Source organism: Streptomyces niveus (assembly GCF_001723055.1).
GTDB lineage: Bacteria > Actinomycetota > Actinomycetes > Streptomycetales > Streptomycetaceae > Streptomyces > Streptomyces niveus.
Map to the genome: position 1 here is coordinate 1 of NZ_MDCR01000012.1, position 8075 is coordinate 8075.

The window sequence follows — 8075 nt, forward strand, 5'->3', positions numbered from 1 at the left end:
CCCCGCCGTTCGGCGACCAGCGCGCCCGCGACGGCGTGCTGGTCGCTGAACACGGCGTCGGGACGGAACGCGTCGATCGCCGCGTCGACGCCCGGTGCCATGAGATCGGCGAGCGGGACGAAGAACTTCTCCCACAGATGCTGGAAGGCGGCGGGCCCCGCGAGCCCCGGCGGGCGGCTCAGCCCGCCGTCCGGCATGGCGCACTCGTACACCTGGGCGCCGGGGCCCGCGAGCGCGCGGATCTGGTCGCCGTAGCCGGCCCACGCCACCTCGTGGCCCCGGCCGAGAAGTTCACCGGCGACGGCGGCCAGCGGGTTGGTGTGACCGACCAGTGGGGGGACGACGAACAGGAACCGTGTCACCGCACGGCCTCGGCCAGGGTGTGTTCCCGTACCCAGCGCAGGATCAGGTCCTGCGTCTCCTCGGTGCGCTCGACCAGTACCGAATGCCCCTGCTCGGTGAGGACCACCGTGCGACACGACATCAACTTCGCTTCCAGTTCCGGGACTTGAGCGCTCAGTCCGGACTCGTCGCCGAAGATCGCGAGCACCGGGCAGCCGTCGAGCGCGTCGAGACCGTCGTCGATGACGCGACCGGCCGGGACCTCCTCGGCCAGCGTGGTCGTGGCCAGGATGCGACTGGCCCCACGGGAGAGCCGGGCGGTGTGCGCGCCGTGGTTCGCCGAGATCCAGCCGATGACCTCCTCGCGGGCGAGCTGCGTCTTGGCGTCGCTGAGCCCGTCGGCCATGTGCCTGGTCCACTCCGCCACCGGCGGCTCGGACTCGATCATGGTGACGGTGGCGACCCGGTCGGGGTGCCAGGCGGCGAACGCCGTCGCGATCGTGCCGCCGAAGGAGTTGCCGACGACGTGCACCCGGCGTGTCTCGCCGAGCGCGTCGAGCACGCCGACGAGATCCCCCACGAACGATTCCAGGCGGTATCCGGTGGCCGGCCGGTCGCTGCGGCCGTGGCCCCGCAGGTCGTACATGATCACGTCGATGCCCGCCGCCGCGAACGCCGGGCCGAGCGTGAAGTAGTAGCTGGCCAGGCTGTCCGTGAGCAGGCCGTGGACGAACACCACGACGGGTGTCTCGCCGCCGTCGGCGGGCGCCTTCGCGGCGGGCAGTCGCTGGACATGGGTGGTGATCTCGCCGGTGCGTATCTTCGCCATCGGATCAGACCTGCCCGGCGGTGTGCAGGGAGGCGGCCACGTAGTCGACCAGCTCGCCGACGGTCAGCGCGATGATCTCGTCCAGTTCGAGATCGGCGATGAACAGCGCGAGGTTGACCTGGTCGCCGTAGTGCTCGCGCAGCGAACCGGCCAGTGTCACCAGGTCGATGCTCTCCAGTTCCAGATCGTCGTGGAACGTGGTCTCCCGGCTGATCTCCGCGTCGTCCAGGCCGTCCTCCGCCAGCATGGTCCGCAGCATCGCGGTGATGTCGCTCTCCACGGCAGCCGCCACGGTCGCGTCGATTTCGGTGGTCATGCCGAATCTCCTGTCAGGTCTGTGCGGTCTGTCTGGTCTGTTGGATCTGTCCGCGCGGTGTCCTGCGTCGTCGTCCAGGCGACGACGTACCGCCGCTCCGGCAGCCCCGGCGGATTGGCCGTCTCCTGAAGGCGCACCTCGTAGAGACGTCCCCCGGTCACCACCCGTGCGCGATTCGCGTCGGCGGCCACCACGCGGTACTCGGCGGGGCGGCCACGCAGCCCGGTGCCGCGCGCCTTCGCGACGGCCTCCTTGGCGGCCCAGAAACGGGTGAACCACAGGGCGCCGCTGCCCGGCGACCGCGCCACCAGGGCGTCGAGCAGGGTGAGTTCGCTGGTGTCGCACGAGGTCTCCACCGTGGTGCGCGGCCGGTCGGTGATCTCCTCGATGTCGATTCCGCACGTCCCCCGCGCGGCGAGCGCCACCCCTGTCTCGCGGCGGTGCGCGATCGAGACCGTCAGCTCGCCGAGCGCCCGCCCGTGCACACCCTCGGCCAGGGGGCGGCCCGACGCGTCGTTGCGTACGGAGATCTCGGCCGGATACAGCTCGCCGGCGCCCTCGCGCCACAGCAGCCGGCGCACCACGTCCTTGGCCGCGATCCGCCCCAGGAGCCACTGGCGCCGGCGCACCGGCGGCAGCCCCTCGTACCTGGCCCGCTCCGCGCCGCCCAGCATGTTGCGCATGATCAGCTCACGCGTCGCCAGATCCGGCCAGCGCTCGTGGACGATCGCCCAGCCGCCCGGACGCGCCTCGGACAGGGTGTTCTCACCCGGAAAGCGGTCCACCGCACGGATGTTGGCGTCGGTGTCGAACCGCCGGTCCTGCCAGCCGGTGAACTCCGCCCAGACCAGACCGTCCGCACCGATCAGCTGCATGTCGGCCGTCAGCGTGAGGTCGGTGACCTCGGTGATCCGGATCAGACATGTCAGCCGCTCGCCGGGCCGCGGGTGCGGCCCGTGGAAGCGGATGTGTTCCATCCGGACCGGGAACACCGTGGTGCGCTCGGTGAGCGTCGCCATGATCCAGTAGCCGAGCAGCTGACCGACGTTGTCGAGCAGCGCGCCGGGCGCCTCGGGCGTGGTCAGGACCCCGCGTGCCCAGCGGTCGCCGATGGCGGACAGCTCGCTGACGCCCTGGAAGCGCGGCCCGTGGAACATCCACCGCTCGTCGTACAACTGCTCGGCCCGCAGACCGGGGACCCGCTCGGCGGCGGTGTCGACCGGCCACGCGGCGGGCGGCGCGGGATGGACGGCGGCGAGTTCGACGACGGCGCGGGAGTAACCGCTGAGGCTCACCTCGACCCGGTCGGCGCCCAACTGCCGTACCTCCACGGGCACATCGACGGCCGGCATCGCCTCGATCCACTTCAGCAGACGTACGTCATGCACCGCGACCGCCCGGGTGCCCGGCACGACGCGCTCGGCGATCTCCATGAGATGGCTGATGACGGTGGTGGCCGGGACGATCGGCCAGCGGTCGGCCTCGTCGGGCCAGCCGGGGCGCTGCCGGAAGAAGCAGTGGTCGAGCAGGTACGGCATCTCCGCGACGTCCACGCGCAGCGCGGCCGGGACGGCCGGCTCGGGTGGCGGGGTGGGTGCGGCCGGGGTCCGGTACGTGGCGCGAGCCGCGATCAGCTCGTCCGCGACCGCCGCCGTGTCGCTGATCAGCGCCGACAGTTCGGCGGCGATCGGGAACCCGGCACCCGCCCGGCCGAGCGCGTCCAGCCGGTCCAGGGCATTGCCGTCCCCGACGGACCGGGGAGCCGGCGGGTGACCGATGCTGTCCGCGAGCAGCTTCTTCGCCTGCTCGGGCAGGGACACCAGCGCCCCGCCCAGGTCGAGCCGTACGCCGGGCCGGCCACGCCCCGCACCTGTACGCGCTCCCGTCGCGGCGGGCGTGGATCCGAGCAGCGGACCGGCGTCAGGGGCCGCGCCCTCCACCCACAGCGCGGTCACGACCCGGCGCAACTGCGCCAGAGCGTCGCGCGCGGAGGAGTGCGCCGAGACGACCAGCCGGTCCTTGCCCGCCAGCGTGTCGTCGATCAGCGACCCGAGCTGACCGGCGCCGAGCTGGATGAACGCGCGGTGCCCCGCGTCGTGCATGGCGGTGATCAACTGCCGGAACCGCACCGGTTCGAGTAGATGCCGGACGAACAACTCCCGTACCGCCGCCGGGTCATGGGGATAGAGCGCGGCCGTCGTCGCCGACCAGACGGGCGTGGACTGCGGATGCAGGGTGTAGGTCTCGGCGGCCCGCCTGATCGGGTCGAGATACGGGGCGAGCATCGGGGTGTGGAAGCCGGACCGGAACGGCAGCACCTGGCCGATCACGCCCTGCGTCCGGAACCGGTGGACCAGTTCGCCGACCGCGTCCTGCGGACCGCAGATCATCGACTGGTTCGGCGCGTTGTCGTGCGACAGCACGACGTCGTCCCGGCCCGCCAGTTCGGCGAGCACCCGGTCGGCGGGCATCCCGAGCACGGCGAACGCCGCACCCGGCACCCGCAGCGCGTCGGGGTCGAAGCCCGCGAGGAAGGTGTCCACCTCGTCGGCGGCGTGAATCCCGCCGCAGGCCATGGCCGTCCACTCGCCGACGCTGTGTCCCGCGAGCGCGTCCGGCACCACGGACAGCCGGCGCAGCGCCGTGTCGAGGAGCCGCCCGAGCTGGAAGACCGCGGCGCCGTGCCGCCCCACGTCACCGACCCGCGCGTCGTGCCCCGGCGCCCAGGCCAGCCCGAACCGCTCGGCCAGCGAGTCCACCTGGGCCTCGAACTCGGCTTCGAGTCCGGGGAAGACGAACGCGGTCGTGCCGCCGCCGGGGCCGAGCAGCGGACGCGGGCTGAACCACACGTCGCTGCGCCCGCGCCAGGCCGCGCCCTTCGTGACCGCCTTCCTGGCCAGCTTCAGCCGGCGCGCCGTCGGGTCGACGATGCCCAGCCGGACGGGGCCGCCGGCGGGGGCGCGCTCGTCGAGACCGGCGGCGAGCACCGCCCGGTCGTCGGCGTCCAGCAGCGCGGCGAGCGTCGCGTGGTCGGGCGCGGCGAGCCGCAGCACCCGCTCCGGCTCGGTGACGGTCGTGGTCGCCGTCGCCGTTCTTGGAGCCGTACGCCCGCCGACCGGGGCCGATGCCGCCTGCTCAAGCACCACATGGGCGTTGATGCCACCGAACCCGAACGCGTTGACACCCGCCCGCCTCGGCGCGCCCGAGGCCGGGCTCTCCCACGGCGCGGACCGCGCGAGCGGGGCGAACCTCGTCGCCTCCAGCGCAGGATGCGGGTCCTCGCAGTGCAGCGTCGGCGGCAGCACCCCGTGATGGAGCGCGAGCGCCGCCTTGATCAGGCCCGCGATACCGGCCGCCGGCATCGTGTGACCGATCATCGACTTCACCGAGCCGATCGCGGCACGCGCGCCCACCGCAGGGCCGAACACCTCGGCCAGCGTGGTCAGTTCGGCACGGTCGCCGGCCGGTGTCGCCGTACCGTGCGCCTCCAGCAGACCGATCGCGTCGGCCGCGCGCGGGTCGAGCCCCGCAGCGTCCCACGCCTGCCGTACAGCCCGGACCTGCCCACCCGGATCCGGGTTGAACAGACTCGCCGAACGCCCGTCGCTCGCCACACCGGTGCCCGAGACGACCGCGTACACCCGGTCCCCGTCACGCTCCGCGTCCGCGAGCCGCTTCAGCACCACGATGCCGGTGCCCTCACCGATGAGCACACCGTCCGCGCCCTGGTGCAGCGGGCGGATCCGCTCGCTCGGCGACAGCGCGCCGAGCTGGCTGAACACACTCCACAGCGTGATGTCGTGACAGTGGTGCACCCCGCCCGCGAGCATCACGTCGCAGCGGCCACCGGCCAGTTCACGTACGGCGTGGTCCACCGCCACCAGCGACGAGGCGCACGCGGCGTCGACCGTGTACGCCGGACCGCGCAGGTCCAGCCGGTTGGCGACGCGCGATGCGGCCAGGTTCGGCACGAGTCCGATCGCCGACTCCGGCTGTTCGGGGCCGAGTTGACCGGCGAACGCGGAACGGACCTCCTCCAGGCGGTCGTCGCCCAGCTCGGGCGCCAGTTCGCGCAGGGTGCGCACCAACTGGTTGGCCGTACGCACCCGTTGGTCCAGCCTGACCAGACCGGGCGTCAGATAGCCGCCCCTGCCCAGCACGATGCCCGCCCGCTGCCGGTCCGCCGGCAGCACCGAATCGCCACCGGCGTCGGTGATCGACTGATGGGCCACGTCCAGCGCGATGAGCTGGTCCGGCTCCGTACCCGCGACCGATGTCGGCATGATGCCGAACCGCGTGACGTCGAACTCGGCGCTCTGGTCCACGAATCCGCCGCGCCGGCAGTACACCCGGTCGCTGCGCGGGGGACCGCCCGGCGCGTAGAACTCCTCGTCCCAGCGGCCCGCCGGTACCTCGGTGATCGAGTCGACGCCGCTCACGATGTTGTGCCAGTAGCTCTCCAGATCGTTGGCGCCCGGGAAGTACACGGCCATGCCGACGACGGCGACCGGTGTGCGGGAATCCACCGAGGTCACCAGCCCGAGGCGGTGTAGACGGCCGCGTGCACCTCGGGCGCGCCCCAGGCGAGTTCACGCAGCAGGCTCAGCGGACCCTCGTCGGGGTCGATGAGCTTGATGCCCCGCGCGGCGTACGAGCGCATCAGCGCCGGGGTCACCATGCCGCCGTTGGTCTCAGCGGCGGCCCACGGACCCCAGTGCACGGTCAGCCCGCGCCGCTCGTCCGTCGACCAGCGGCGGCCCAGCTCCTCCAGCGCGTCGTTTGCCGCCGCGTAGTCGCACTGGCCCCGGTTGCCGAGCGCGGCGGCGATGCTGCCGAACAGCACGGCGAACCGGGGGCCGCGCGGCAGCACGTCCACCGCGTCGAGCACGGCGCGCGCGCCGTCGACCTTGGTGGAGAACACCCGGCCGAAGGACTCGGTGGTCTTCTCGGCCAGCAGTTTGTCCTCGATGACCCCGGCCGCGTAGACGACGCCGTCGAGCCTGCCGTGCTCGGCGTAGATGTCCTTCACCGTGGTGCGTACGGCCTCGGTGTCCAGCACGTCCACGCAGTGGTAGCGGACCTCGCTGCCGAGCGCCCGCAGCGCGTCGACGGTGGCCCGCACCTCGCGCTCGGCGAGCACCGCCCCCACCAGGCGCTCCACCTCGGCGGGGGAGGTCAGACCGGTGGCCAGGAAGGCGGACCGCAGCCCGGCGCGGTCGGTGGCGCCCGCGGTGGCTGGGTCCTCCGACGGGGCGGGTACCGGGGTCCTGCCCATGAGTTCGACACGGCACCGGCTCGCCGACGCGATGGTGCGGGCGAAGCGCGCGGTGATCCCACGCGCGCCGCCGACCAGCAGGACGACCGACTCACGGTCGAGCCCCGCCGCCTCGGCCTCGGACTGGCCCTCGCCCGCGGGGCCGGCTCCGGTCGCGGCGAGCGCGCCGAGATCGGTCGGGGTCAGCCGCAGCGCGCGCCGCCTCCCGCCGTCGGTGAGGACGACCGGTTCCCGCTCGGTGGCCGCGAGTTCGGTGACGACCGCGTCCGCCACCGTGTCGGCGGTGGCGTCGGCCGCCACCTCCACCAGGGTCGCCTTCAGGTCCGGGTACTCGCGGGCGACGCTGCGGAAGAAGCCGCGCAGTCCGCTGGCCGCGCCCTCGGTCCGGCGCTCGACGGCGACGACCGTGCCGGGTGCGCCCGCGAGCGCCGCCTGGAACAGCGGGAGCGCATCGGGGAGCGGCGGCTGCTGGGCGTCCAGCGTGTCGAGGAGTACGACGGCGTCGGCGGTGGCCGTCGGCAGTTCACCGGCCGGTACGAGCGTGGGCGAGGCACCGGCCGCGCGCAGCCGGTCGGCCAGGACGGGAGCCAACTCGCCGCCGCCGAGCACCAGTACGGCGGATCCCGCGGCGATCGTGCCGGTCACATCGGCCAGCGGCTCCTCGGTGAACTCCAGGCGCTGCGGGGCCAGGATCTCCGCCTCGGCGGTGCTCTCGGCCGGCGTGCCGTCATCCGCCGCGGCCGTCTCCTCCTCTGGCCGCGTGTCACCCGTGTCACCCGTACCGGTGAGGCGTTCGACGAGCAGACCGGTGATCCCGGCCGCGGTGCGCGCCGTGCTGAGACTGTCCAGCTCGCCGCTCGCGTCGAGGGGCAGGCCGAGGCGTACGGCGAGTTCGCCGGCTATCTCGGCGCGCTTGATCGAGTCGACGCTGAGGTCGGCCTCCAGATCCAGCTCCGGCTCGATCATCTCGACCGGGTAGCCGGTGCGGTCCGCCACCACGGACAGGACGGCGTCGAGTACCGCGTCCGGGTCCGTCGGCGACGCGGTGGCCCCGGCCTCCGGCTCCGCCACGGGCGTGGGGCCCGCCGCCGCGGTGGGGGACGCGGCGGCGGGCAGTGCGAGGACCGACTGCGCCGTCGGTGCGGTCGGTGCGGCGACCGTGGCGACGGCGGCCGGCTGCCAGGCGACCGGGGCGGGCGCCTGGACCACGGCCCCCGCGCCCGGTCCGCCGAGGTAGGTCATCAGGACGTCGCGCTGGGCGGCGACCAGATCGCGGCTGGTACGCAGGAACTCGGCGACGAGCGCGTCCGGCG

Annotated in this window: 4 protein-coding genes and 1 pseudogene; all 5 read right to left on the reverse strand. The window is 73.5% G+C overall.

The window, feature by feature from the left end; genetic code table 11:
* A pseudogene (locus BHU15_RS01800) lies at nucleotides 1-362 on the reverse strand (glycosyltransferase); the annotation flags it as partial.
* Nucleotides 359-1171, reverse strand: a complete 813-nt coding sequence (locus BHU15_RS01805) for an alpha/beta fold hydrolase (protein WP_023536783.1) — start codon at nucleotides 1169-1171, stop codon at nucleotides 359-361. The gene BHU15_RS01805 and the pseudogene BHU15_RS01800, both read right to left, overlap by 4 nt.
* Before the next feature lie 4 nt (nucleotides 1172-1175).
* Nucleotides 1176-1487, reverse strand: a complete 312-nt coding sequence (locus tag BHU15_RS01810; RefSeq protein ID WP_069625542.1) for an acyl carrier protein — start codon at nucleotides 1485-1487, stop codon at nucleotides 1176-1178.
* Nucleotides 1484-6022, reverse strand: a complete 4539-nt coding sequence (locus BHU15_RS01815; RefSeq protein ID WP_438284951.1) for a beta-ketoacyl synthase N-terminal-like domain-containing protein — start codon at nucleotides 6020-6022, stop codon at nucleotides 1484-1486. Before BHU15_RS01815 ends, BHU15_RS01810 begins: the two co-directional genes overlap by 4 nt.
* The coding region (locus BHU15_RS01820; protein WP_141726750.1) for an SDR family NAD(P)-dependent oxidoreductase at nucleotides 6019-8075 on the reverse strand (2057 nt) is incomplete at its 5' end. The genes BHU15_RS01820 and BHU15_RS01815, both read right to left, overlap by 4 nt.